Below are 25199 nucleotides of genomic sequence, written 5' to 3'. Positions count from 1 at the left end.
GGCACGTGCACAAGGATCTTCTGCGGCTCATGCGGGCCGAGCGGGCGGTACGCCTCCATCTGGCCGTCACGCTGGTGGCGGCCGTACTGGCCGGGCTGCTCGTGCTGGTGCAGGCCGAGCTGCTGGCCGGCGTGCTGTCCGGCCGCTTCACCGCCGCCGCGCTCGGCGCGCTGGCCGCCGTCGTCGGCGTGCGGGCGCTGCTCGCCTGGGCCCAGGGCATCTTCGCCGGGCGCACCGCGACCGGCGTGAAGTCGGCGCTGCGCCACCGGCTGCTGGCCCGGCTGCGCGAGCTGGGGCCGGGCGGGCTGGCCGCGCACCGCTCGGGCGAGCTGGTCACGCTGACCGGGCGCGGCCTCGACGGCCTGGACGCCTACCTCACCGGCTACCTGCCGTCGATCGCGGTGGCCGCGGTGGTGCCGATCGCCGTGCTGGTCCGGCTGTTCGCCGCCGACCTCGCCAGCGCGGTCATCGTGCTCGTCACGCTGCCGCTCATCCCGATCTTCGGTGCGCTCGTCGGCATGACGACCAAGGCGGTCACCGAACGTCAGTACCTCGCGCTGTCGCGGCTCGGCGGGCACTTCCTCGACGTCGTACGCGGCCTGCCCACGCTGCGCGCCTTCGGCCGGGCCCGCTACCAGGCCGGCGTCATCCGGGAGGTGGCCGAGGCCCACCGGAGCGCGACCATGCGGACGCTGCGGGTGGCGTTCCTGTCGTCGCTGGTGCTGGAGCTGTGCGCGTCGCTGTCGCTGGCGCTGGTGGCGGTGCCGATCGGGCTGCGGCTGCTCGGCGGCTCGCTGGACCTCACGACGGCGCTGCTGGTGCTGCTGCTGGCGCCGGAGGCGTACCTGCCGCTGCGGGCCATGGGGACGCGCTTCCACGCCTCCATGGAGGGCGTGGCGGCGGCCGACGCGGCCTTCGCCGTGCTGGACACGGAAGGGGACGCGCGGCGGGAAGGCGCAGGCCGGGCCGCGCCGCCGTCGGCGGGCCCGCCGGAGATCCGGCTGGAGAACGTCACCGTACGCTACCCAGGGCGTGAGGCCGCCGCGCTGGAGGACGTCACGCTCACCATCCGGCCCGGGGAGCGGGTGGCGCTGGTGGGCGAGAGCGGCGGCGGCAAGAGCACGCTGCTGCACCTGCTGCTCGGGTTCGTGCAGCCGGCGACGGGCCGGGTGCTCGTGGACGGTGCCGACCTGCGGGAGCTGGACCCGGCGGCGTGGCGGGCGCGGCTGGCGTTCGTGGCGCAGCGGCCCCACCTGTTCGCGACGTCGGTCGCCGACAACATCCGCCTCGGCGCGCCCGGGGCCTCCGACGAGGACGTACGCCGCGCCGCCGAGGCCGCGCACGCCGACTTCGTGGCCGCGCTCCCCCAGGGCTTCGCGACCGTGGTCGGCGAGCGGGGCGCGAACCTTTCGGCCGGGCAGCGCCAGCGGGTCGCGCTGGCCCGCGCCTTCTGCCGGCCGGAGGCGTCCGTGCTGCTCCTGGACGAGCCCACGGCCCGCCTGGACGGGCGCAGCGAGGCCGCGGTGGTGGCGGGCACGGCCGAGCTGGCACGGGGCCGCACGGCCGTCATCGTCGCCCACCGGCCGGCGATGATCGACCTGGCCGACCGCATCATCCGCCTGCACGCCGGCCGCGTCGTCGCCGACACCGGCGCACCCGTCGAACCCGGCGGGCGGCAGGGTGAGCGCGTGGCGGCCGGTCATGGCGAGAGCGGGGGCGAGGCATGAGGCGGGTCATGGGCAAGCGGCTGGTGTGGGCCGTGCTGGCCGGGGCGGCGGCGGATCTGGCCGGGCTCGGGCTGATCGCGGCGGCGGCCTGGCTGATCACCAGGGCCGCCCAGCAGCCGCCACTGGCCGCGCTGAGCGTGGCGATCGTGGCGACCAGGGCGTTCGCGACGGGCAAGGGCGTCTTCCGGTACGTCGAGCGCCTCACCGGCCACGACGTGGCCCTGCGCGCCCAGGCCGGCACCCGCGAGGACCTCTACGGCGCGCTGATCCCGCCGCAGCGGCCCCGCCACGGCGGCGCCGACCTGCTGAGCCGCATGGTGGACGACACCGAGGCGGTGCAGGACCTGCTGGTGCGCTGCCTGCTGCCGGCCGCCGCGGCGGCGGTGGCCGGGCTGGCGGCCGTGGTGGTCGGGCTGACCATCCTGCCTCTGGCGGCGCTGGTGCTGGTGGCCGGGCTGGCGCTGGCCGGGCTCGCGCTGCCCGCGGGCACGGCGGCGGCCGCCCGCCGCTGGGCGGCCAGGATCGCGCCGGCCCGCGCCGAGCTGGCGGGCCGGGTGGCGGACCTGGTGCACGGCTCGGCGGACCTGGCCGCGTACGGCGCCGACGAGGCGGCCCTGCGCCGGGCGGAGGCCGCCGACGAGGCGCTGGCCGCGCTCGAACGCCGCCAGGCCCGCGTGCACGCCGCCGCGCTCGCCGGGGGCACGCTGCTGCAGGGCCTGACCGTCGCCGCCGTCGTGCTGCTCGCCCAGGGCGCGCAGGTGGGCTCGGTCGGCACGGCGGTGCTCGCGCTGACCGCGCTGGTGTCGTTCGAGCCGGTGCTGCCGCTCGCGGCGGCGGGCGAGCGGATGGCCGGCATCACGGCGGCGTTGCGCCGGCTGCGCGAGGTACGCGCCGCGGCCCCGGCCGTCGCCGAGCCGGCCGCCCCCGCGCCGCGCCCGGAGTCCCCGCTGACCGTCGAGGTCGAGGACCTGGTCGTCCGCCACTCCCCCGCCCCCGCCGGGCGGGAGACCCGGCCCGCGCTGGACGGCGTGTCGCTGCGGCTCACGCCCGGCAGGCGGGTCGCGATCGTCGGGCCGAGCGGCGCGGGCAAGAGCACCCTGCTGGCGGCGCTGATGCGGCTGGTGGAGCCGGAGTCCGGGCGTGTCACGGTCAACGGCGCGGACGTCCGCGACCTGGCCGGCGACGACGTGCGGACGCTCATGACCGGGCTCACCCAGGACCCGTACATCTTCCGTACGACGCTGCGCGACAACCTCCGCCTGGCCGGACCCGACGCGGGCGACGAGCGGCTGCGCCGGGCCGTGGACGACGCCCGGCTCGGCGACTGGGTGGAGCGCACCGGCTGGGACGCCGAGCTGGGCGAGGACGGCAGGACCGTCTCGGGCGGCCAGCTCCAGCGCCTGGCCCTGGCGCGGGCCCTGCTGTACGACCCGCCGGTGCTCCTGCTGGACGAGCCGGCCGAGGCCCTGGACGAGGAGACCGCCGACCGGCTGATGGCCGACCTGCTCGACGTCACCAGGGACCGTACGACGTTGCTCGTCACCCACCGGCTCAAGGGCCTGGAGTCGGTGGACGAGGTCGTGGTGCTGGAGGAGGGCCGGGTCACCCAGCGCGGCCGGCACGACGAGCTGGTGGCCGTCCCCGGCTACTACCGCGACCTGTGGGAGTCCGAGGTCCTCACCCGGAGATAGCCGGTCCCGTACGGCCGGACGTTGTGTTGGCGGCGCAATCTGGTTTATGATTCAAACCAGTTTGGCCGACCGAGGAGTTTGCATGCTTGAGGACGACGAGCGGCCCCCCAGCCCGGAGGAGACGCTGCGTGTCATCGAGGCGCAGCAGGCCGCCGCGGCCCGGCACATCTACATCGACCCGCTGCTGCTCTACCTGCCGTGGGGCGTCGCCTGGCTGATCGGCTTCACCGCCCTGTTCTTGCACATCGGGCTCGACGGGCGCTCCTACGCGCCGATCAGCCAGGGCGCGGCGGTGTCCCTGCTGACCGCCGCCCAGCTCGTGGCCGGCGGGGTGGCCGCCTACGGCATCACCCGCGCCAACCGGCAGGTCCGCGGCGCGACCAGGGACCGGGGCTCGATGTACGGCTGGTCGTGGTTCGCCGGGATCGCGCTGACGGCCGTGCTCGACGTCCGGCTCGGGCCCCTGTTGCCGCCGGCGGAGAGCCAGCTGCTCTGGGGCGGCTCGATGCTGACGATCGTGACGGTGCTCTACATGGTGGGCGGCGCCGTGTGGTCCAGCCGCCAGATGTTCTCCGTCGGCGTCTGGACCGCCGCCGTCAACCTGCTGGGGATCCTGCTCGGCCCCGGCTGGCACGCGCTGCTGACGGCGGTGCTGCTGGGCGGCGGGTTCATCGTTGCGGGCCTGTGGTGGAGGCGCCGCTCATGACGGCGGACAAGGGGCCGCCCGAGCTGGACCCGGTCATCCACGCGCAGGCGAGGCTGCGGGTGGTCGCCGCGCTCAACGTCCTCGGCGACGGGGACGAGATGACCTTCGGCTCGCTCAAGGACCTGCTCGGCATGACGGCCGGCAACCTCTCGGTCCACCTGACGAAGCTGGAGGAGGCGGAGTACGTCCGCATCACCAAGACACACAAAGGCCGCACCCCGGTCACGTACATCGCGCTGACGAGGCGCGGACGGCTGGCCTTCGAGGATTACACCAGGGCGATCCGCGCCCTGCTCGACCCCGCTGGAGGGACTTCATGACGATCCTCGCCAGGGCCGTCGAGGCCGGCCGCCGCTACGGCGACGTGCTGGCGCTCGACCGCGTCTCGCTGGACATCCGGGCCGGTGAGCTGGTCGGACTGCTCGGCCCGAACGGCGCGGGCAAGTCCACCCTGATCAACCTGTTCGTCGGCCTGCGCCGCCCGTCCTCCGGCACGGTCGAGCTGCTCGGCGGCTCGCCGACGGACCCGGCGCGGCGGCGCGCCATCGGCATGACCCCGCAGGAGACCGGCCTGCCCGAGTCGTTGAGGGTGGGCGAGATCGTCGACTTCGTCTCGGCGCACTTCCCCGACCCGGTGGAGCGGGGCGAGCTGCTCGCCAGGTTCGGCCTGGAGGACCTGGCGCGGCGGCAGGTCGGCGGCCTGTCGGGCGGGCAGCGGCGGCGGCTGGCCGTGGCGCTCGCCTTCGCCGGCCGCCCGCGCCTGGTCTTCCTGGACGAGCCCACCACCGGCCTCGACGTCGAGGCCAGGCGGACGCTGTGGGACGGCATCAGGTCCTTCCAGCAGGAGGGCGGCACCGTGCTGGTGACCAGCCACTACCTGGAGGAGATCGAGGCCCTGGCCGAGCGGGTCGTGGTCATCGGCCATGGACGGGTGCTGGCCGACGACACGGTGGCCGCGGTACGCGACTTCGTGGGCGTACGCAAGGTCTCGCTCACCGCCGCGGACCTGCCCGAGCTGCCCGGCGTCCTCGGCTCCGAGCACCGCGACGGCCGGATCGAGCTGCTCACCACCGATCCCGACCGGCTGGTGGTCGAGCTGGTGCGCAGCGGGGCTCCGTTCTCGGGGCTGGAGATCCGGCCCACCACCCTGGAGGAGGCCTTCCTGGCCCTCACCGCCACGTCCGGCCAGAAGGAGACCGCCCATGCCTAGCCTCGTCGCCGCACACACCCGCTATCTCCTGCTGGAGCAGATCAGGGTCCCGATCGGGCTGCTGGCCAGCTCGTTGTTCCCGGCCGTGTCGATGGTGGCGTTCGTGGTGCCGTTCGCCGGCCAGGACCCGGTGGCGGCGACCACCGCGACCGGCTCGCTGATGTTCTTCGGCGCGATGTCGGCGGCGCTGATCGGGCTCGCCGTCTCGGTGTCGCAGGACCGCGAGCTGCCATGGAACCCCTATCTGCGTACCCTGCCTGCCGGGCCGTTCCCGCGCTTCGCCGGGCGGATGCTGTCGACGCTCGCCGTGATGCTGGTGTCGGTGGTCCCCGTGATCGTGGTGGCCGCGCTGTTCACCGAGGCGACGATCACGCCGGGGCGGCTGCTGCTCGGGCTGGGCGCGCTGATCGCGGGGAGCGTGCCGTTCATGCTGATGGGGCTGCTCATCGGGCTGCTGCTGTCGTCGAAGGCCGCGATGGCGGTGGCGCAGGTGCTGTTCTTCCCGATGGCGATCGTGGGCGGGCTGCTGCTGCCGCCGCAGATCCTGCCGGGGTTCGTGCAGGTCGTCTCGCCGTACGTGCCGACCAGGGGCGCGGCCGAGCTGATCTGGTGGGCGGTCGCCGGGACCGCTCCCGGCACCGTGCCGCTGGTGATGCTGGCGGTCTGGACGGCCGCGACGGCGGTGGCCGCCGCCTGGGCGTACCGGCGGGACGAAGGCCGGCGTTTCTCCTGATCCCCGCATGAATTGGGGGGGTGTGCCGCCGAGTCCGCAGCGATCTCGACGGCACACCCGTCCAAGAGGGGGTCCTTGTTATTTCTTCTCGACGAGGGTGACGGTGGCGTCGTGGGCCTGCCCGTCCCTCATATATGTGATCTTGACCGCTTGACCGGGTTTGAAACCTCTGACCTGTCCAACAACCGTATCGCCCCCGTCAACCGCCTTGTCGTTGATTTTGGTGATGAGGTCGCCCTGCCGCAGACCGGCCTTCTCCGCGGGGCTTCCGGCGGTGATCTCCCTGATCAGGGCGCCGGGAACGTCGCCTGTCGCGTCCGTCACACTGACGCCGAGGAAGGCGTGGGTGACCTTGCCGGAACTGATGAGCTGGTCGGCCACCTGCTTGGCGGTGTTGACCGGGATGGCGAAGCCGACGCCGCCGCCGGCCGCCTCGGAGGCGATCGCGGTGTTGATGCCGATCAGCTCACCGGCCGCGTTGACCAGCGCGCCGCCCGAGTTGCCCGGGTTGATCGAGGCGTCGGTCTGGATGGCGCCGCCGATCGTGGTCGGCTCCTCGCTCTGGCCCTGCTGCTCCTGGCCCCAGCCGGGCGGGAGCTGCCGGCGCTGCTCGCCGCCGACCGTCAGAGTGCGGTCCAGGGCGCTGACGATGCCCCTGGTGACGGAGCCGTCGAGACCGAGCGGGCTGCCGATGGCGAGCACGTCGTCGCCGACCTTGAGCTGGTCGCTGTCGCCGAGCGTGGCCTTGGTCAGCCCGGAGGCCCCCTCGGCGCGGATGACGGCGAGGTCGGTGGCCGGGTCGGTGCCGACCACACTGGCCTTGGCCGTCTTGCCGTCGCTGAACTTGACCGTCATCTGCCCGCCGCCCTGGCCGGCCCCGACGACGACGTGGTTGTTGGTCAGGATGAGGCCGTCCTCCGACAGCACCACCCCGGAGCCCTCACCGCTCTGGCCCTGGATCATCACCACGCTGGGCTGCACCTTGGCCGCCACCTCGGCGACGGTCAGGTCACTGGAGGCGGTCTTGAAGACCGGGCTCGGCGCGCCGGGGTTGGAGGTGGTGGTGACGGAGACGGGGTCGGGCTGGAACGCGTTGACGACGGCACCACCGACGATCCCGCCGCCGATGGCCGCTGCCGCCAGCGCGAGCCCGGCGACGGCCTTGCCGCCGTAGAAGGGCTTCTTCGGGGGCGCGGGGGGCGGCGGGGGCGGCTGCTCCATGACGATCGTGTCCCGCCGGGGAAAGCCCCCGGCGGCCGGCGGGGTGGCGCCGAACTGGCTCCAGCCGGTGCCCTGCTCGCGAGGCTCGTTCGCGTCCATCTGTCATCTCCTCGAGGGTTCTCTGACTCAAGGGTGCCAAGGCGCGCGTAAGACCTGGTTAAGCCGGTGATCAGAACTCCATGAGAAGACCGGTCGCGGCTGGAGGCGCACGCAGGGCGCAAGGCGCTGATCCGCGACAACCTGGGCCGAACAGGTGAGGACTTGGCTCACCGAGGCTTACGGGACTGCAGCAACTTCAGCACCGTCAACGCCCGGTTCCCGCGCTCCTTGTCCTTCGCCAACACGGCGACCACGCCGGCGAGCAGGCGAAGGATCACATCCGGCCCATAGCGGAGTGTCAGCACCAGGACGACAAGAGAGACCGGGAGTGTCGTGAGGGCGGTCGTGAGCATGGACATAGGCGCAGTTCTCCCAGAGGTGAGAACGGCGCCTATGCACCAACCAGCTCCCCAGCTGCGGTCTCTTGTTGAGACGGAAGCCAGGGGCTGGAAAATGCACAGACATCGACGATGAGATGTCTCCCCCGCCCGCCCTGATCATGAACTTACTCAAGGGCTATCACGCTGTTACCCGCGCTCTGCGAGCGGGACACCTTCCGAGCGTCGACGTTCGCCCGCAGATCCTGGGACGGGTGTGAACGCTGAAGGCTAGGGCGTAAGCGGTGGCAGGACGCCGATCCCGCGCAGAACGCCCACCAGCAGGATGAGGGCGAAGCCGGTGAAGAGCGTCCAGATCCACAACTGCCGGTAGAGGCGGCTCAACCGCCGCACCTCACGCCCTTCGCGATCGTGGGCGCGCTTGTCGCGTAAGCGGGCGATCTGGGCGCGGCTCGTGACCTTCAGCCTGCTGCGGTCGATCTGTGGTCCCGGCATGATCCCATCATGGCAGGGCGGGGCGGCCCTGGGAACGGGCCGCCCCGCACGGGGTTCAGGAGCGGGCGGGCCAGTACTCGTCGCGCAGCAGGCGCTTGTAGAGCTTGCCCGTGGGGTGGCGGGGCAGTTCCTGGCGGAAGTCGATCGACTTCGGGCACTTGTAGTGGGCCAGGCGCTCGCGGCAGTACGCGATCAGCTCCGCCTCCAGCTCAGGCCCCGCCTCGTCCATGGAGACCGGCTCGACCACGGCCTTGACCTGCTCGCCCATCTCCTCGTCCGGCACGCCGAAGACGGCCACGTCGGCGACCTTGGGGTGCACCGACAGCACGTTCTCGGCCTCCTGCGGGTAGATGTTCACACCGCCGGAGATGATCATGTACGAGCGGCGGTCGGTGAGGTAGAGGAAGCCGTCCTCGTCGAGGTAGCCGATGTCGCCCAGGGTGGTCCAGCCGCGGCCCTTCGGGTCCTGCGCGGCGCGGGTCTTGTCCGGGTCGCCGTGATACTCGAAACGGCCGCCGTTCTCGAAGAAGATGGTGCCGTGCGTGCCCGCGGGCACGTCCTCGCCCTCCTCGTCGCAGATATGCACGACGCCGAGCAGGGAGCGGCCGACGGTGCCCTTGTGCTTGAGCCAGTCCTCGGGGCCGACGTAGAGGAAGCCGTTGCCCTCGGTGCCCGCGTAGTACTCGTGGATGACCGGCCCCCACCAGTCCATCATCTGCTCCTTGACGGGCACGGGGCAGGGCGCGGCGGCGTGGATGGCGTACTTGAGCGAGGACAGGTCGTACCGGGTCCAGGTCTCCTCGGGCAGCTTCAGCATCTTGATGAACATGGTCGGCACGAGCTGCGAGTGCGTGACCTTGTGGCGCTCCACCAGCGCGAGGTACTGCTCGGGGTCGAAGCGTTCCATGACCACGACCGTCGCGCCGAGACGCTGGAACGTCATGCAGTAGCGCAGCGGGGCGGCGTGGTAGAGGGGCGCCGGCGAGAGGTAGACGCTGTCGGCGGAGGGCGCGAACAGCGCCGAGATGAGCTGGAGCAGCATCCCGGGCTCTTCCAGGGGGCCGTGCGAGGCGGGCACCTTGACGCCCTTCGGGCGGCCGGTGGTGCCGGAGGAGTAGAGCATGTCGGCGCCGGTGCACTCGTCCTCGACCGGCGTCACCGGCTGCGCGGCGACGGCCTCCTCGTACGAGCCGAAGCCCTCGGCGACGCCGTCGATCATCAGGCGCAGCTCGACCTTGGGCGTCGCGTCGGTGATCGAGGCGGCCACGTCGGCCAGGTCCGCGCTGGAGATGAAGACCCGCGCGCCGCAGTTGTCCACGATGTACGCCAGCTCGTCGGTCTGCAGCCGGGAGCTGATGGGCGTGTAGTACAGGCCCGACCGGTGCGCCGCCCAGGCGACGGACAGGAAGAGCGGGTGGTTGGTGAGCATGAACGCGATGTGGTCGCCGGGCCGTAGCCCGGCGGCGCGGAACAGGTGCGCCAGCCGGTTCGACTCCTCGTCCAGTTCGCGGTAGGTGACGATCCGCCCGGAGCCCGCCATGACCACAGCGGGCTTGTCGGGGGTGACTGCTGCGATGGCTCCCGGATGCATGACCAGAACGATATTCGGTGGGCGGGCGGGCGCGCCAGCACGCGGACGCCGCCCGCCCGTCATCCTTCCCGGTCAACCCCGGGGGGACCTACTCGGCCGGGATGACCGAGCCCTCGTACTTCTGCTGGATGAACTCCTTGGTCTTCGGGTCCTGCAGCAGCTTGCCGAGGGTGACGAGGCCGGCGTCCTTCTCGTGGCCGGCCTGCACGACCAGGCCGTTGACGTACGGGTTGCCCTCGGTCTTCTCCAGCGCGAGCGCCTGCGAGGCGGGCTTGAGCCCGGCCTCGAGTGCGTAGTTGCCGTTGATCACGGCGGCGTCCACGTCGTCCAGCGAACGCGGGAGCTGCGCCGCCTCCAGCGCCTTGAACGTCAGGTTCTTGGGGTTGTCGGCGACGTCGCGCTCGGTGGCCGCGGTGCCGACGCCGTCCTTGAGCGTGACCACGCCGTTGTCGGCGAGCAGCTTGAGCGCGCGGCCGAGGTTGGTGGCGTCGTTGGGCAGGGCCACGGTGGCGCCGCTCGGCAGCGCGGACAGCTCGGTCACCTTCTTGGAGTAGAGGCCCAGCGGCTCCAGGTGCACGGGGGTGGCGAAGGCGAGCTTGGTGCCCTTGGAGGCGTTGAAGTCGTCCAGGTACGGCTTGTGCTGGAAGAAGTTCGCGGCGAGCTGCCCCTCGTCGAGCTGCACGTTCGGCTGCACGTAGTCGGTGAACTCGACGATCTCCAGCTTCAGCCCGGCGGCGGGGGCCAGGTTGTCCTTGACGAAGTTCAGGATCTCGGCGTGCGGCACGGGGGTCGCGCCCACCTTGAGCACGGTGTCGGCGGACTCGGCGGTCTTGCCGCCGGCCTCCGGCGCGGCGTCCGTCGCGGACTGCGACGTACCGCATGCGGCGAGCGACAACGACAGGGCGACGACGCCCAGGACACGGCGGATATTCATGATCTCTTCCTTACTTGTGCGATAGGCGCCGGGCGACCCAGTCGCCCAGGCTCTGCAGGAGTTGCACGATGACGATGAGCAGCACGACGGTGACGATCATCAGCAGCGTCTCGAAGCGCTGGTAGCCGTAGCGGACGGCGAGGTCGCCGAGCCCGCCGCCGCCGAGCGTGCCGGCCATGGCGGAGTAGCCGATGAGCGCGACGACGGTCACCGTCAGCCCGGCGACCAGGCCGGGCAGCGCCTCGGGCAGCAGGACCTTGCGCACGACGGTGGCCCGGCTCGCGCCCATGGCCTGGGCGGCCTGGACGACGTCCGTACCGACCTCGCGCAGCGCGGTCTCCACCAGCCGGGCGAAGAACGGCACCGCCCCGACGGTGAGTGGCACGACGAACGCGGCGGTCCCGATGGTGGTGCCGACGACCAGCCGGGTGAACGGGATGATCGCGATCATCAGCACGATGAACGGCAGCGACCGCCCGATGTTGACCACGAACCCGAGCACCGCCCTGAGCGCGGGCGCCGGCCGCAGCCCGCCCCGGTCGAGCACGACGAGCGCCACGCCGATCGGCAGCCCGAACAGCACGGTGAACAGCGTGGACCAGCCCACCATCTGGGCCGTCTCCACCGTCGCCGGCCACAGCAGCGGCAGCATCTCTTCCCAGGTCACGCGGCCTCCTCCACGATCAGCCCGGACGCGCGCAGGTACGCGAGCGCCGCCCCGGCGTCCGCGCCCTCCAGCGCGACGCGCAGCCGCCCGACCGAGTCGCCGGCCAGCTCCTCGATCGAGCCGCCCAGGATGCTGAGGTCCACGTCGAACTTGCGCACGACCTCCGACACCACCGGCCGGCCCGCCTGCCCGGCGAACGTCAGCGTCACGGAGCCGGCCGGCGCCGGCTCGGGCAGCGGGAAGATCTCCCTGGTCAGGCGGGATCCGGGGGTGCGGACGAGGTCGGCGATGGTCCCGGACTCCTCGACGCGCCCGCCGGTCATGATGGCGACGGAGTCGCAGACGCTCTTGACCACGTTCATCTCGTGGGTGATGAGCAGGATCGTCAGGCCCAGCTCGGCGTTGAGCCGCTTCAGCAGGGCGAGGATCTGCTGCGTGGTGGCCGGGTCGAGCGCGGAGGTGGCCTCGTCCGACAGCAGCACCGCCGGGTTGCCGGCGAGCGCGCGGGCGATGCCGACGCGCTGCTTCTGCCCGCCGGAGAGCTGGTACGGGCGGTGCCCGCCGCGGCCCTCCAGCCCGACCAGCTCCAGCAGCTCGCCGACGCGGCGCTCGCGCTCGGCCCTGGGCACGCCCATGATCTCCAGCGGGAACGCCACGTTGCCGGCGACGGTGCGCGAGGACAGCAGCGCGAAGTGCTGATGGATCATGCCGATGCGGCGGCGGGCCTGGTTGAGCTCGGCCTCGCGCAGCGCGGTCAGGTTCTGGCCGGCGACGGTGACGGTGCCCGCGTCGGGGCGTTCGAGCAGGTTGACGCAGCGCAGCAGCGTGCTCTTGCCCGCGCCGCTCTGGCCGAGCACGCCGAAGATCTCGCCTTCGCGCACGTCGAGGTCGACGCCGTCGAGCGCGACGACGTCGCCGTACTGCTTGCGCAGGCCGGAAGCCTGGATCACGGAAGAACTACCCCACGACTGAGGGCGGCCGGGGCCGCGGAGATGGACGACGACGGGCGGAGGAACCGGCCGGCGTCAGCGGGTGCCCGGAGGGAACGGCAGATGCGTCAGCCTGCGCAGCACGAACACGGGGGCGATCATGAGGACCTTCGGAAGGAGAACGGGCGGGCGGTCGGTCGGGGTCAGCGGGCCGGCATTCGTCCCATGCGCATGCGACAACACAGGGCCGCGCCGTGGGCGCCCTGGTTCTTCGCGCATGCCTCGTTCACGCCCGTGAGAACGGCCGGTGAGGAGCGCGTATTCCGGACCGCTCACGTGATTCACGTCACGCCGATCATATCGGTAGAGATGCATCGGTGGCGATGTAATATCCGACCATGAACATCGCGAGGATGCGCAGACTCGGACGGCGGCTGGTCGAGCTCGCCAAGGCCACGGAGAACGAGGCGGACGGGCCGGTGCTCACCCCCGGCGAGGAGGCCGTCTTCGTGGACGTGCTCCGCCATCCGGACAGCGCCGTGCGCGAGATCCAGGCCCGCACCGGCTTCGCGCAGAGCCATGTGTCGGCGTCCGTGGCGCGCATGCGCGAGCGCGGCGTCCTGGAGACCAGGCCGGACCCGGCCGACGGCCGGCGTACGCAGGTGCGGGTGGCCGACCGGACCGTGCACGCGCTGTTCCGTCGGGCGACCAGCCCGGTGGACGAGGTGGTCGGGGCCGCCCTTCGCGACCCCGCCGACACCGCGCGGGCCGTCGCGCTGCTGGCCGAGCTGGAGTCGTTGCTGATCACCGACGAGTCCCACGGCGCCGGCTGAAACCGGAACGCCCGCCGTCCCTCGTCGAGGGACGGCGGGCGTGGCCTGGGGCGGGGTCAGGCCGCGACGGTGGTGCCCACCTGGGCCGGCGTCAGCGCGATGTCCAGCACCTCGCGCACGTCGCTGACCGCGTGGATGGTCAGCTCACCGCGGACCTCCTCGGGCACGTCGTCCAGGTCCGGCTCGTTGCGGGCCGGGATCAGGACGGTGGTGATGCCCGCCCGGTGCGCGGCCAGCAGCTTCTGCTTGACGCCGCCGATCGGCAGGACCCGCCCGGTCAGCGAGATCTCACCGGTCATGGCCACGTCGCCGCGGACCTGCCGGCCGGACAGGAGCGAGGCCAGCGCGGTCGTCAGCGTCACACCCGCCGAGGGACCGTCCTTCGGAACGGCGCCCGCCGGGAAGTGCACGTGCACCGACCGGTCCTTCAGCGCGGTGACCGGCAGCTCCAGCTCCGCGCCGTGCGAGCGCAGGTAGGACAGCGCGATCCTGGCCGACTCCTTCATCACGTCGCCGAGCTGGCCGGTGAGCGTGAGCCCGGTCTCGCCGGTCTCCGGGTCGGCCAGCGACGCCTCCACGTAGAGCACGTCTCCCCCGGCCCCCGTGACGGCCAGGCCCGTGGCGACGCCCGGCACCGAGGTGCGCTGGGCGGCCTCCGGCAGCGAAGACTCCGGCACGAACCGCGGCCGGCCGAGGTATTCGACCAGGTCGGACTCGCCGACCGTGACCGGCAGCTCGTCCTTGGCGGCCACCTTGCGCAGCACCCGGCCGACCGCCCGCTCCAGCGAGCGTACGCCCGCCTCACGGGTGTACTCGGCGGCCAGCCTGCGCAGCGCGGCCTCCTCGACGACGACCTCCTCGGCGGTCAGCCCGGCCAGCTCCCGCTGCCTGGGCAGCAGGTGGTCGCGGGCGATGGCGACCTTCTCGTCCTCGGTGTAGCCGTCGAGGGTGACGACCTCCATGCGGTCGAGCAGCGGGCCGGGGATGGCCTCCAGGACGTTCGCCGTCGCCAGGAAGAGCACGTCGGACAGGTCGAGCTCGACCTCCAGGTAGTGGTCGCGGAAGGTGTGGTTCTGCGCCGGGTCGAGCACCTCCAGCAGCGCGGCCGTCGGGTCGCCGCGGTAGTCGGCGCCGACCTTGTCGACCTCGTCGAGCAGGACGACCGGGTTCATCGAGCCGGCCTCGCGGATGGCCCGGACCACGCGGCCGGGAAGCGCGCCGACGTACGTGCGGCGGTGGCCGCGGATCTCCGCCTCGTCGCGTACGCCGCCGAGCGCCACCCGGACGAACTTACGGCCCATCGCGCGGGCCACGGACTCGCCCAGCGAGGTCTTGCCGACCCCGGGAGGGCCCGCGAGAGCGAGAACGGCGCCGCTGCGGCGACCGCCGACGACGCCGAGGCCGCGCTCCTGGCGGCGCTTGCGCACGGCCAGGTGCTCGATGATGCGGTCCTTGACCTCCTTCAGCCCCGTGTGGTCGGCGTCGAGCACGGCCCGCGCGCCGGTGATGTCGTAGTTGTCCTCGGTGTGGACGTTCCACGGCATGTCGAGGACGGTGTCGAGCCAGGTGCGGATCCAGCCGGTCTCGGGCGACTGGTCGGGCGTGCGCTCAAGCTTGTCGACCTCCTTGAGCGCGGCCTCGCGTACCTTGTCGGGCAGGTCGGCGGCCTCGACGCGGGAGCGGTAGTCCTCCTCCTCGGTCTCGGCGTCGCCGTTGAGCTCCTTGAGCTCCTTGCGTACGGCGGCGAGCTGCTGGCGCAGCAGGAACTCCCGCTGCTGCTTCTCCATGCCCTCCTGGACGTCCTTGCGGATCGTCTCGGCGACGTCCAGCTCGGCGAGGTGGTCGCGGGACCACTCGATCAGCCTGGTCAGCCGGTCGGCGGGGTCGGCCGCCTCCAGCAGCTCGACCTTCTGCGCCGTGGACAGCCAAGGGGTGTAGCCGGAGCTGTCGGCGAGCACCGACGGGTCGTCGATCTGGTTGACCTGGTCGACCACCTGCCAGGCGCCGCGCTTCTGCAAGATCGTGGTGGCCAGGGCCTTGTACTCCTTGGCCAGCTCGTGCGCGCGCTCGCTCGCCGGGACGGCGTCGATCGTGTGCGCCTCCACCCAAAGGGCGGCGCCGGGACCGGTCGTGCCCGTGCCCACCCGGACGCGGTCGACGCCGCGGACGACCGCCGCGGGCTCGCCGCCGGGGAGCCGCCCGACCTGCTCCACCACGGCGCGGACGCCGGTGGCGCCGTAACGGCCGTCGATGCGGGGAACGAGGAGCACCCGCGGCTTGTTGCCACCGGATGCACGGGCCGCGTCGATCGCCGCGCGCACCTCGGAGTCGGACAGGTCCAGCGGGACCACCATGCCCGGCAGGACCACCTCGTCGTCCAGCGGCAGGACCGGGAGGGTCAAGCTCTCACTCATGCGAACTCCAAAGGGTTGAGTTATACCGACTCAATCAATCGGAGCCGACTGTTGTTCCCTTAGTTGGTGATGTTCGCTCAGGGCGATCGTAATTATGTAAGCGGTACCTGGGTTTGAGGAAGGATCAGACCTCGGGGGGACGCGGGCCGGGCGGCGGTGTCCGTAGCCTTGACCACGTGATCCACCGCTCCCGCCGCCCCCACACCTCCTCCCCGCCGCCACCAGCACGGACCTACGAGGCCCACGACGGCGACCAGGGGGCGGCGGACACGCGCGGGATGGACGAAGCCGGTGACCCCACGCCGACAGGAGAGAACTTCAGCAGCCGCACACCCACGCCTGGGGACCGTGGCGACCACGAGCCCCCGCCCGAGGAACCTGACCACCACGAGCCCGCCGACGGAGCCCCTGCACCCGGACCTGCGTCCGCCGCCAACCACGACCCTCGGGCGGCGACCCACGCCACCGGCGACCCCCAGGCTGCCGCCCACGCCACCCACACCCCTCAGGCTGCCGCCCACCACCCCCAGACGGCGGGCGGCGGAGCTCGGGCGGGGCGGCGGGCGGGGCCGTGGCGGTGGCGTGAGCTGGGGGCGGTGGCCCTGCAGCCGTTCGCGCTCGCCCTGTTCCGTGGCGACGCCGACCCCCCGCCCCGATCGCGCCGCCTGTCGATCCCCGTGCCACGCGGGCTCCGGGTGCTGATCCCGGCCGAACGGCTCAGCCTGGTCCGGACGGCCGAGCTCCTGATGGCCGTCATCCTCTTCCTCACGACCCAGAACATGGCGAGGGACTGGACGATGCAGGCCGCCGCGAGCGGCCGGATGTGGGTGCCGCTCCCGGAGACGTTCGCGTTGCTCTGCGGCGTCGCGGCCTCGCTGCCGGTGGCGCTGCGCGACCGGTGGCCGCTCGCGGCCTGGCGTACGGCCTTCGTGCTGCTGCCGATCTCCCTGTGGACGAGCCTGCATGGCAGCGAACCGCCCTACCCGGCGACCACCGTGCTGTCGTATCTGCTGGTGCTCTACTCCGTCGCCGTGCGCTGCGACCGCCGGATCACCCTGGCCGTGTGGGTCCTCACCGTCCTGACCGCGTGGATCGTGCACCCCAACTCGATGGCCATCGTCACGGTCGTGGCGGCCGTGATCGTGCTGTTCGGCTACAACGTACGGGTGCGGCGCACCGCGACGTCCCGGCTGGCCGAGGAGGAGCGGCGCAGCCGGCTCGCGGAGGACGCGCAGGCGGTGCTGGAGGAGCGCGCCCGCATCGCCCGCGAGCTGCACGACGTGGTCGCCCACCACATGTCGGTGATCGCGATCCAGGCCGAGGCGGTGCCGATCAGGGCGGCCGGTGACCCGGTGCAGCTGGAGGCGGGCCTGGCGGAGATCCGCAACCTGTCGCTCGAGGCCATCGCGGAGCTGCGGCAGGTGCTGGGGGTGCTGCGCGACCAGGACGGCCGCACCGAGACGACGCCGCAGCCGGGCCTCGACCGGGTGGACGAGCTGGTGGCCAACGCCCGCTCCGCAGGGCTGGCGGTGCTGGTCAAGCGGTCCGGGTCGCTGGACGGACTGGGGCCGGCCGTGGAGCTGTCGGCGTACCGGATCGTGCAGGAGTCGCTGAGCAACGCCATGCGGCACGCGCCCGGAGCGGCCGTGGGCGTGGAGCTGGTTCGCGAGGGTGACGAGCTACGGCTCCGCGTGGCCAACAGCCGGGGCACTGGCGACGGCGGGCCGCCAGGGGCCGGTCAAGGGCTGGTGGGCATGCGGGAGCGAGCGTCGCTGCTGAACGGCACGCTGGCGGCGGGCCCGACGCCGAGTGGCGGCTTCGAGGTGGCGGCGACCCTGCCGATCACCGCCGCGAGGACCGGCACGAACGAGGCGGACGACAGGTGAGCAGAAGCGAAGCCCGGCGATCGGGGCCCAGCGACGGACCTGGCGACCGGGAGAATGGTGTCCGGAGCCGGGGAACGAAGCCGGTGCCAGGAGAAGACGGCCAGCGGGCAGACGGGCAAGGACGGTCTCAGGCGGACAAGAACGGTCAGCGGGCAGGCGGAAAGGCCGGCGGGCCGGCGGGCAAGGGCAGTCAGCGGGCGGGCAGGGAAGGCCGACGGGCCGGCAGGGAAGGCCGACGGGCGGGCAAGAAAGACCGGCGGGCAGGCGGGGAAGGAATGACCGGTGAGTGGGCGGGAGAGGGGTGACGGGTGATCCGGGTTTTGATCGCTGACGACCAGGGGATGGTGCGCACCGGGTTCACGGTGTTCCTGAGCGCGCAGCCGGACATCCAGGTCGTGGGCGAGGCGGCCGACGGCCGGGAGGCGGTCCGGCGGGCGGCGGAGCTGGCCCCCGACGTGGTGCTCATGGACGTCCGCATGCCGGTCATGAACGGCCTGGAGGCCACCAGGGAGCTGCTGGCCGGCGGCGGCAGGTCGCCGAAGGTGCTGATCCTGACGACGTTCGACCTCGATGACTACGTCTACGAGGCATTGCGCGCCGGAGCCAGCGGCTTCCTGCTGAAGGACGCCTCGGCGGCGCAGCTCGCCGAGGCGGTGCGGGTGGTGGCGGCCGGGGACGCGCTGCTGGCTCCGCAGGTCACCCGTCGGCTGATCCACGAGTTCGCCCGGCTGGGCGTGCCCCGGCCGGCGGCGGCGGGCCGGCGGCTGGCCGAGCTGACCGAGCGCGAGACCGAGGTGCTGACGCTCGTCGCGCAGGCGCTGTCCAACCAGGAGATCGCCGACAAGCTGTTCGTGGCCGAGCAGACGGTCAAGACGCACGTCGGGCGGGTGCTGATGAAGCTCGGGCTGCGCGACCGGGCCCAGGCCATCGTCTGGGCCTACGAGAACGGCCTGGTCCGCCCCGGGGAATGACCGCCCCGGCAGGGCGACCGGGGATGCAGGCGGAGGGTGCGCCGGGAGGCCGGAGATCGTACCCCCGCAGATACTTGCGGACGTGAGTGTCGTGCTCCTTGCGCAGATAACGGGCCGAGACGCTTTTGAGGGAGTTGACCAGGACGCTCAGGGCAACCTTGGGTGGAGTTCGCCAGCAGGTGGACGTGGTCGTCCTCGCCGTTGAACTCGGCCAGGACGACCTCGAAGCTCGCGCAGACGTCCCGCATGATCTCCTCGCAGCGGGTCAGCATCGGCGCGGTGAACAGGCCCCGCCGGTATCCGGTCACGAACACGAGGTGGACACTGAGTTCGTGAACGCAATGCCGTCCCCTGCGTAAATCAAGGGTTGGTCCGTGACACCGAACGATACGATCGCCGGCGTGGAGGGGGAGAAGCGGGCCCGGGCGCACGTGGCGCGGCTGGCCCTGAACCGGGCGCAGAGTGCCGCCCTGGACGGTCAGGCGCACCTGCTCCGCCTCAACAGCGAGTTCGCGGCCTACGTCCCGCCGCACCGCCGGCGGCCGGACATCCAGCTCCGCGAGACCGGCGACCCCGACTATTTCCCGCCCGGCGCCAAGCACCGCTACACCCGCGGCTGACCGGTCCACCCGTGCACCCTGGCCGTCGCCGCGATCAACAAGTCCGTCGTGGGGAGCGGGCGGACGGCGTTCATGCGGTCACCGAACTGGCGGTGGAGAGTGTGCAGCCGGCGTACAGCGGAGGTCGCGACGACTCGCACGCACGTCAGTGGGTACAGGAGGAGAGAACCAGGGCTTTGATGACACGGTGTCATCAAAGGGTTGACGTGCCCTCCCAGTGTTTGTGACACTTCGTCATGAAAGTACCGTGCGATTGAGGTGGGCCGTGACGACGTCGTTCTCCGAGACCTTGAGGAACGCCACCTGGGGCGACCACCAGTCCGCCGAGGCCGAAGGCTACCTGACCGAGCTCATGGCAGGGCGCCTGACCGAGCACGAGTACGGCGAGATGGTGGCCCAGCACTACTTCGCGTACGTGGCCCTCGACGGCGTCTCCCGCGACCTGGCCGACCATCCCGTCGCCGGCGCCTTCGTCTTCCCCGAGCTGTACCGCGAGCCGGCGCTCGAACGCGACCTGGCGACCATCTACGGCCCGTCGTGGCGCGACCGCGTCACCCCTTCCAGGTCCACGACCGCGCTGGTCGACCGGATCCGCAAGGTGGCCGACTGGCCGTGCGGCTACATCGCCCACCACTACACCCGCTACCTCGGCGACCTGTCCGGCGGCCAGTTCATCCGGATGGAGCTGCAGAAGATCTACGGCTACGACCGGGGCGGCGGCGTCGACTTCTACTTCTTCGACGAGCTGGGCAGCCTGCCCCGCTTCAAGAACGACTACCGCTCCCGCCTGGACGCCCTCGACCTGGACGAGCGCGAGCGTCAGCGGATGATCCGCGAGGTGCGGCTGGCGTACCGGCTGAACGCGGACGTCCTCACCGAGCTGCTCGACGTCGTCAGGACCGCCGCCTGACCTCCCGTCGGTACGGGTCCCGCAGCGGCGTGACGCGCTCGGCGAACTCCTCCTTGAGCCGCGCCAGCCTGGGGCCCGCCGTGTAGTGGCGGCCCTTCGTCTCGCCGTACGGCTGGAGCCAGCGCTTCGCGGTGAGGTCGCGCAGGTCGCGGGCGGCCTGGCCCTGGCTGAGGTCCTCGTCGGCCTGGTAGCGGCTGCGGCGCACCCGGCGGCTGACGAACGCCTCGTACAGGGCGGACACGCAGCGCGTGTTGAGACCGTCGCGGTCCACCTCGCCTTCGAGCAGCGTCCACACCTCGCCCGCCTCGGCGAGGCGCTGGCGTACGCGCTGGGCCTGCAGATGGTGGGCGCGCAGGCAGAAGCGCACCCACGCCAGCGTGTCGCCGTGCGGCTGCCAGCGCCGGCCGCCGACCGCAGCCAGCACGTCGTAATAGTCGACGGTGACCCGATGCTGCCCCAGCCACTCCTCGATCGAGGAGAACTCCGGCGTCGTGATCTGCTCGCGGCCCAGGACGAGGGTCTGCAGGGCGCGCGACATGCGGCCGTTCCCGTCACGCCAGGGGTGGATCTTGACGAGGTTGAGGTGGGCCATCGCGGCCCGGACGTAGCTCGGCAGGTCCAGGCCGCCGTCGTTGAGCCAGCCGATCAGCTCGTCGAGGAGGTCGGGAACGAGGGCGGCTTCAGGGCCCTCGTACACGACCTCGCGGGAAAGGGAGTCCCGGATGTAGATGGGACCGGGGCGTACCAGTCCGGGGGTCTTGTGGCGGTGATGGCCGATCATCATGAAGTTGAGCGCGTTGAGCACGCCGAGGTCGTAGCGGAAGAACGGGGCCTTCGACAGGAGCGCGATGTAGGTGAGCGCCTGCTGGTAGCCGCCGATCTCCTTGGCCACGGCGTCGGAGGCGTCCAGCGGCTCCTCGCCGGCCATGATCGACTGGATGTCCTCCACGCTCGCCTGGTAGCCCTCTATGGAGTTCGAACCCTGGATGGCGCGGGCCTGGAGGTGGCGCCGCAACTGGCCGTCCCATCGGTGCGTCTCGGCGAGACGGTACCTCAGGTCCTGCCGCATGTCCTCGATCTCGTCGAGTACCTCCACGTCCGCCGCTTCAAGGACGGGTGTGCCGTACAGCATGGAGCAATGAAAACATGAACTAATCATCTGCTCAAACGCATGGATGATTTGCGCATTTTGTCACCGGGGCGTCGGGCAAGAGCATCCGCGACAAGGGTGGTGCGGGCCTACCATGGGCCTATGCCCAGGATCTCGGCCGCCACCATCGGTGAGCATCGTGCTCAGACGCGCGACCGCATCCTCCAGGCCGTCTCGCGCCTGTCGAGGACGCAGGGCATCGACGCGATCTCCATGACCGACGTGGCGAGCGAGGCCGGCATCACCCGCACCGTGCTCTACAACTACTTCCCGGACAAGGCGGCGCTGCTGCTGGCGTTCACCGAGCGGGTGACGCGCTACTTCATCGACAGCTACGAGCGTGAGCTGCCCGGCGACGCCTCGCCGGCCGAGCGACTGCGGGCGTTCGTACGGCTGCAGTTGGAGGGCCTGCTGGCGCATCCGCACCCGGGGGCGGCCGATCTCGGCGCGGCGCTCGGGCCGGACGCCTACCAGCAGCTCGCCGAGCACGTCGCGCCCATGCAGCGGGTGCTGGCCGGCATCCTGGAGAGCGGGGCCGCCGCGGGCGACTTCCGGGTGGTGGACGTCGCGGCGACGGCGCGGATGATCCTGGCGGTGATCGGTGCCGAGCGGGTGCCGCTGATCAGCGGGAGCGTCACCGTCGAGGCGGCGGCGGCACTGGTGTCCGAGTTCGTCCTGCGGGCGCTGGGCAGTCCGGCGGACCCTGGCATCCCTGACAGTCCGGTGGAGCGGTGAGCGGTCCGTCTCAGGTCGGGGAGCATCTGGAGCTGAAGTCCGCGCGCGGCCGGTGGGTGCTGCTCGCGACCGTGCTCGGCTCCGGGCTGGCCCTGCTGGACAGCACGATCGTCAACGTCGCGCTGCCGTTCCTGGGGCGCGAGCTGAACGCGGGCATGGCCGGGCTGCAGTGGACGGTCAACGCCTACACGCTGACGCTGGCCGGGCTGATCCTGCTGGGCGGCTCGCTCGGCGACCGCTACGGCCGGCGCAGGGTCTTCGTCATCGGCACGATCTGGTTCGCGATCGCGTCGGCGCTGTGCGGGCTGTCGCCGAACATCGAGTTCCTGGTCGCCGCCCGCGCGCTCCAGGGCATCGGCGGGGCGCTGCTGACGCCGGGCGCGCTGGCGATCATCCAGGCGTCGTTCGCCCGCGCGGACCGGCCGCGGGCGGTCGGGGCGTGGTCGGGGCTCGGCGGCGTGGCCAGCGCGGCCGGGCCGCTGCTCGGCGGCTGGCTGGTGCAGAGCGCCGGATGGCGGTGGGCGTTCCTGGTCAATCTGCCGTTCGCGCTGCTGGTCGTCGTGGTGGCGGTGCGGCACGTGCCGGAGTCCAGGGACGAGCAGGCGGCCGGGCGGTTCGACGTGCTGGGCGCGGCGCTGGCGGCGCTGGCGCTGGCCGGGATCACGTACGGGCTGATCCAGGGGGGCGCGCCGCTGCCGCTGACCGTGGGGCTGCTGCTGGCGGCGGCGTTCGTGGTGGTCGAGGTGCGCCGGTCGCCGGAGGCGCTGGTGCCGGTGGGGCTGTTCAGGAACCACGTGTTCACGGCGGTCAACGTCGTGACGCTCGTCATGTACGCCGCCATGGGCGTGGCGTTCTTCCTGCTGGTCGTGCAGTTGCAGGTGGTGTCGGGGTTCTCGCCGATCGCGGCGGGCCTGGCGATGCTGCCGACGACGATCCTCATGCTGCTGCTGTCGGCCAAGGCCGGGGACGTCGCCAAGCGTTACGGCCCCCGCTGGCCGATGACGATCGGCATCCTGCTGGCGGGGGCCGGGTTCGTGGCGATGAGCACGATCGGGTTCGGGGCGTCGTACCCGCTGCGGGTGCTGCCGGCGGTGACGTTGTTCGGGCTCGGGCTGTCGGCGGCGGTCGCGCCGCTGACCGCGACCGTGCTGGCCACGGTGGACGAGCGCTACGCGGGCACCGCCAGCGGCGTCAACAACGCGGTGGCCCGCACCGGGGGCCTGCTGGCGGTGGCCGCCGTGCCGCCCCTGGTGGGGCTGGTGGGCGAGGCGTTCCAGAACCCGCCGGTGTTCGACGCCGGGTTCAGGGCCGCGATGCTGGTCAGCGCCGCGATGATGGCGGTGGCGGCGCTGGTCACGTTCGTGACCATCCGGACGAACGTGCTCGCCCCCGAATGATCAGAACGTGAAGGGCTGGCTGCGGACGCTGTTGTCGAAGTTGGACAGCAGCAGCTCCGGCTCGCCGGTCGCGCGCAGGTCGGGCAGGCGGGTCAGCAGCTCGCGGTACATCGTGCGGATCTCCTGACGGGCGAGGTTGGCGCCGAGGCAGAAGTGCGGCCCGGGCCCGCCGAAGCCGACGTGCGGCTTGGTCTCGCGGGTGATGTCGAAGGTGTCCGGGTTGGGGAAGACGCTCTCGTCGCGGTTGGCGGAGCCGTAGAAGAGCACGACCTTGTCGCCCTTCTTCAGCTCCAGCCCGCGCAGGGAGTAGTCCTCGGTGACCGTGCGGCGGAACTGCATGATCGGCGAGACGTAGCGGACCATCTCCTCGATGGTGTTGCCGATGTGCTTGTCGAAGTCGCTCATCAGCAGCTCGCGCTGCGCCGGGTTGTCGGTGAGGATCTTCAGGCCGTGGGCCATGGTGTTGCGCGCGGTCTCGTTGCCCGCCACCAGCAGCAGCGAGAAGAACGAGCCGAGCTCCTTGTCGGTCAGCTTCTCGCCGTCGACGTTGGCGGTGACCAGCAGCGAGACGAGGTCGCCCTTGGGGTCGGCGGCGCGCTCGTGGCCGAGCTTGATGACCATGCGCTGGAGCGCGAGCAGGGCCAGCATGTTCTGGCCGGCCATCTGGACGCTGCGGGCCAGGCTGGGCCGCACGCCGGTGTAGGCGGTGGAGATGTCGACGTGCTGGTGCACCTTGTCCCGCAGCTCCTGCGGGATGTCCAGCATGTCGCAGATGACGTGGATCGGCAGGCGGGCGGCGACCTGCGACACGAAGTCGCGGGGCCCCTCGCTGACGACGTCGTCCACGATGCGGGCGCAGGCGGCCTCGATGTCGCTCTGCAGGCCGACCAGCATCTTGGGGCTGAACGAACGCGTCACGATGCGGCGCAGCCGGGCGTGGCGGGGGTCGTCCATGTTGACCATCGACTCGCCGAACACCTGCTTGATCCAGCCGGGCGGCTCGGGGTTGGTGACCGCGGGCTCGCTGGAGAAGATCTTGGCGTTGCGGCTGGCCTCGACCACGTCCGCGTGCCGGACGAGGGCGTAGAAGCCTTTGCCCGAGCGCAGGAGGGGCACTTTCTTCTCCGGGAAGAACACCGGATGCTCCAGCTGACGGAGCCGGGCGAAAGCCTCGTGCCGCTCTTTCAGCGGTCTGCGCCAGAAGTCCAAGTCCGCGAGGTCGATGTCCACGCGACTATCCTGGCACGTTCCCACCGCGTTAAGACCGAGTTCGTGCCGGGAGGACATGACTGGTCGTATGAACGCGCTGCTCGCCGTCCTCCTGGCGCTTCCGCTCGCCTCCGGCACGGCTCCCGCCGCCCGCTCGTGCGGCGGCCACCCGCTCGACTTCGACGGCGACGGCCGTCCCGACCTCGCCGTCGCCGCCCCCTACGACCGCGACCGGGCCGGCTCGGTGGCCGTGCTGTACGGCTCCGGCACCAAGGTCACCCTCACCCAGGGCGACGGGGCCGAGCCGGGCGACTCGTTCGGCTCGGCGCTGGCCGTCGGCGACTTCGACGGCGACGGATGCGCGGACCTGGCCGTCGGCGTGTCGGAGGAGTTCGTGGGCGAACGGGTGCCCGGCGGCGACGGCAACGGGGTCGTACAGCTCTTCCGCGGCTCCCCCGACGGCCTGGTCAAGGGCGAGGAGCTGGCCCTGCCCGAGCCGTCCAGCGACCGGTTCGGGGCCGCGCTCGCCGCCGGGGACCTCGACGGGGACGGCAAGGACGAGCTGGTCGTCGGCGCGCCCAGCCACCGCTCGGGCGGCGCGGTGGCCGTGTACGGGCTGAAGGGCCGCGAGCCGTACGTGATCACTCAGCGGACGAAGTGGGTACGGCAGGCCGCGCAGGTCACCGACCAGTGGGGCGCCGCCCTCGCCACCGGCGACTTCGACGGCGACGGC

Annotated in this window: 24 protein-coding genes and 1 pseudogene; 14 read left to right on the top strand and 11 right to left on the bottom strand. The window is 72.0% G+C overall.

What is annotated here, in order from left to right:
- Positions 1-5 precede the first annotated feature (5 nt).
- From cydD to BMW85_RS21915, 6 genes are all read left to right on the top strand, one after another.
- The gene (cydD, locus tag BMW85_RS21940) at positions 6-1727 is read left to right on the top strand and encodes a thiol reductant ABC exporter subunit CydD (RefSeq protein WP_091084314.1); all 1722 of its coding nucleotides are present in this window, start codon (positions 6-8) and stop codon (positions 1725-1727) included.
- On the top strand, positions 1724-3418 hold the full coding sequence (cydC, locus tag BMW85_RS21935) for a thiol reductant ABC exporter subunit CydC (RefSeq protein WP_245774992.1): 1695 nt from the start codon (positions 1724-1726) through the stop codon (positions 3416-3418). Before cydD ends, cydC begins: the two co-directional genes overlap by 4 nt.
- An 82-nt stretch (positions 3419-3500) precedes the next feature.
- A complete protein-coding gene (locus tag BMW85_RS21930; RefSeq protein ID WP_091084309.1) occupies positions 3501-4124 on the top strand; it encodes a hypothetical protein in 624 nt (207 codons plus the stop codon).
- Positions 4121-4444: a winged helix-turn-helix domain-containing protein gene (locus tag BMW85_RS21925; protein ID WP_091084307.1), complete on the top strand. Its 324-nt coding sequence runs from the start codon at positions 4121-4123 to the stop codon at positions 4442-4444. The genes BMW85_RS21930 and BMW85_RS21925 overlap by 4 nt, the downstream gene beginning before the upstream one ends.
- A complete protein-coding gene (locus BMW85_RS21920; RefSeq protein ID WP_091084304.1) occupies positions 4441-5334 on the top strand; it encodes an ABC transporter ATP-binding protein in 894 nt (297 codons plus the stop codon). The genes BMW85_RS21925 and BMW85_RS21920 overlap by 4 nt, the downstream gene beginning before the upstream one ends.
- Complete coding sequence (locus tag BMW85_RS21915) at positions 5327-6067, top strand: ABC transporter permease (protein WP_091084302.1); 741 nt, start codon at positions 5327-5329, stop codon at positions 6065-6067. The genes BMW85_RS21920 and BMW85_RS21915 overlap by 8 nt, the downstream gene beginning before the upstream one ends.
- A 78-nt stretch (positions 6068-6145) precedes the next feature.
- Here BMW85_RS21915 and BMW85_RS21910 read toward each other — a convergent pair whose 3' ends face one another.
- The 7 genes from BMW85_RS21910 to BMW85_RS21880 form a co-directional block, all read right to left on the bottom strand.
- Positions 6146-7387 carry a S1C family serine protease gene (locus tag BMW85_RS21910; protein WP_091084300.1) on the bottom strand — a complete coding sequence of 414 codons (1242 nt, stop codon included), beginning with the start codon at positions 7385-7387 and terminating at the stop codon, positions 6146-6148.
- A 167-nt stretch (positions 7388-7554) separates the two neighbouring features.
- Positions 7555-7746 (bottom strand): hypothetical protein, encoded by a 192-nt coding sequence (locus BMW85_RS21905; RefSeq protein WP_091084297.1) that lies wholly within the window; start codon positions 7744-7746, stop codon positions 7555-7557.
- A 249-nt stretch (positions 7747-7995) separates the two neighbouring features.
- Positions 7996-8220 carry a hypothetical protein gene (locus tag BMW85_RS21900; protein WP_091084294.1) on the bottom strand — a complete coding sequence of 75 codons (225 nt, stop codon included), beginning with the start codon at positions 8218-8220 and terminating at the stop codon, positions 7996-7998.
- A 55-nt stretch (positions 8221-8275) separates the two neighbouring features.
- Positions 8276-9811, bottom strand: coding sequence for an acyl-CoA synthetase (locus BMW85_RS21895; protein ID WP_091084291.1), 1536 nt, complete (start codon positions 9809-9811; stop codon positions 8276-8278).
- Positions 9812-9899: 88 nt separating this feature from the next.
- A complete protein-coding gene (locus BMW85_RS21890; protein WP_091084288.1) occupies positions 9900-10745 on the bottom strand; it encodes a MetQ/NlpA family ABC transporter substrate-binding protein in 846 nt (281 codons plus the stop codon).
- Positions 10746-10755: 10 nt separating this feature from the next.
- On the bottom strand, positions 10756-11412 hold the full coding sequence (locus BMW85_RS21885; protein ID WP_177240815.1) for a methionine ABC transporter permease: 657 nt from the start codon (positions 11410-11412) through the stop codon (positions 10756-10758).
- Entirely contained in the window at positions 11409-12362 is a 954-nt protein-coding gene (locus tag BMW85_RS21880; RefSeq protein ID WP_091084287.1) for a methionine ABC transporter ATP-binding protein, read from the bottom strand. Before BMW85_RS21880 ends, BMW85_RS21885 begins: the two co-directional genes overlap by 4 nt.
- 377 nt (positions 12363-12739) lie before the next feature.
- Between BMW85_RS21880 and BMW85_RS21875 the strand changes: the two genes are divergently transcribed.
- Positions 12740-13174, top strand: a complete 435-nt coding sequence (locus BMW85_RS21875; protein ID WP_091084284.1) for a MarR family transcriptional regulator — start codon at positions 12740-12742, stop codon at positions 13172-13174.
- A 56-nt stretch (positions 13175-13230) separates the two neighbouring features.
- Here BMW85_RS21875 and lon read toward each other — a convergent pair whose 3' ends face one another.
- The gene (gene lon / locus BMW85_RS21870) at positions 13231-15588 is read right to left on the bottom strand and encodes an endopeptidase La (protein WP_091084281.1); all 2358 of its coding nucleotides are present in this window, start codon (positions 15586-15588) and stop codon (positions 13231-13233) included.
- 176 nt (positions 15589-15764) lie between these two features.
- Here lon and BMW85_RS21865 point away from each other — a divergent pair, with 176 nt between their 5' ends.
- The gene (locus BMW85_RS21865; protein WP_143082365.1) at positions 15765-17474 is read left to right on the top strand and encodes a sensor histidine kinase; all 1710 of its coding nucleotides are present in this window, start codon (positions 15765-15767) and stop codon (positions 17472-17474) included.
- Between the two features lie 308 nt (positions 17475-17782).
- Positions 17783-18445: a response regulator gene (locus BMW85_RS21860; protein WP_091084276.1), complete on the top strand. Its 663-nt coding sequence runs from the start codon at positions 17783-17785 to the stop codon at positions 18443-18445.
- A 46-nt stretch (positions 18446-18491) separates the two neighbouring features.
- Here BMW85_RS21860 and tnpA read toward each other — a convergent pair.
- Positions 18492-18834, bottom strand: a pseudogene (gene tnpA, locus BMW85_RS48545) (IS200/IS605 family transposase); the annotation flags it as partial.
- On the opposite strand from tnpA, the gene BMW85_RS21850 reads away from it, so the two are divergent.
- Entirely contained in the window at positions 18820-19065 is a 246-nt protein-coding gene (locus BMW85_RS21850) for a hypothetical protein (RefSeq protein WP_177240810.1), read from the top strand. The pseudogene tnpA and the gene BMW85_RS21850 sit on opposite strands and share 15 nt — an antisense overlap.
- Before the next feature lie 265 nt (positions 19066-19330).
- On the top strand, positions 19331-19975 hold the full coding sequence (locus BMW85_RS21845) for a biliverdin-producing heme oxygenase (RefSeq protein ID WP_091084272.1): 645 nt from the start codon (positions 19331-19333) through the stop codon (positions 19973-19975).
- Here BMW85_RS21845 and BMW85_RS21840 read toward each other — a convergent pair.
- On the bottom strand, positions 19959-21107 hold the full coding sequence (locus tag BMW85_RS21840) for a Fic family protein (RefSeq protein WP_091084271.1): 1149 nt from the start codon (positions 21105-21107) through the stop codon (positions 19959-19961). The genes BMW85_RS21845 and BMW85_RS21840 overlap by 17 nt on opposite strands.
- A 120-nt stretch (positions 21108-21227) precedes the next feature.
- Here BMW85_RS21840 and BMW85_RS21835 point away from each other — a divergent pair, with 120 nt between their 5' ends.
- Positions 21228-21860: a TetR/AcrR family transcriptional regulator gene (locus BMW85_RS21835; RefSeq protein ID WP_091084268.1), complete on the top strand. Its 633-nt coding sequence runs from the start codon at positions 21228-21230 to the stop codon at positions 21858-21860.
- Positions 21857-23257, top strand: coding sequence for an MFS transporter (locus tag BMW85_RS21830; RefSeq protein ID WP_091084266.1), 1401 nt, complete (start codon positions 21857-21859; stop codon positions 23255-23257). Before BMW85_RS21835 ends, BMW85_RS21830 begins: the two co-directional genes overlap by 4 nt.
- On the opposite strand, the gene BMW85_RS21825 is transcribed toward BMW85_RS21830, so the two are convergent.
- Entirely contained in the window at positions 23258-24487 is a 1230-nt protein-coding gene (locus tag BMW85_RS21825; protein ID WP_091084263.1) for a cytochrome P450, read from the bottom strand.
- Positions 24488-24542: 55 nt separating this feature from the next.
- Between BMW85_RS21825 and BMW85_RS21820 the strand changes: the two genes are divergently transcribed.
- Positions 24543-25199, top strand: a 657-nt coding sequence (locus BMW85_RS21820; protein WP_245774991.1) for an FG-GAP and VCBS repeat-containing protein, incomplete at its 3' end; no start/stop codon positions are given.

Origin of the sequence: Nonomuraea wenchangensis, assembly GCF_900111685.1 — a bacterium.
Classification (GTDB): Bacteria; Actinomycetota; Actinomycetes; order Streptosporangiales; family Streptosporangiaceae; genus Nonomuraea; species Nonomuraea wenchangensis.
Note: the sequence above shows the minus strand (reverse complement) of the source record. Positions and strands in the feature narration are given on the sequence as shown.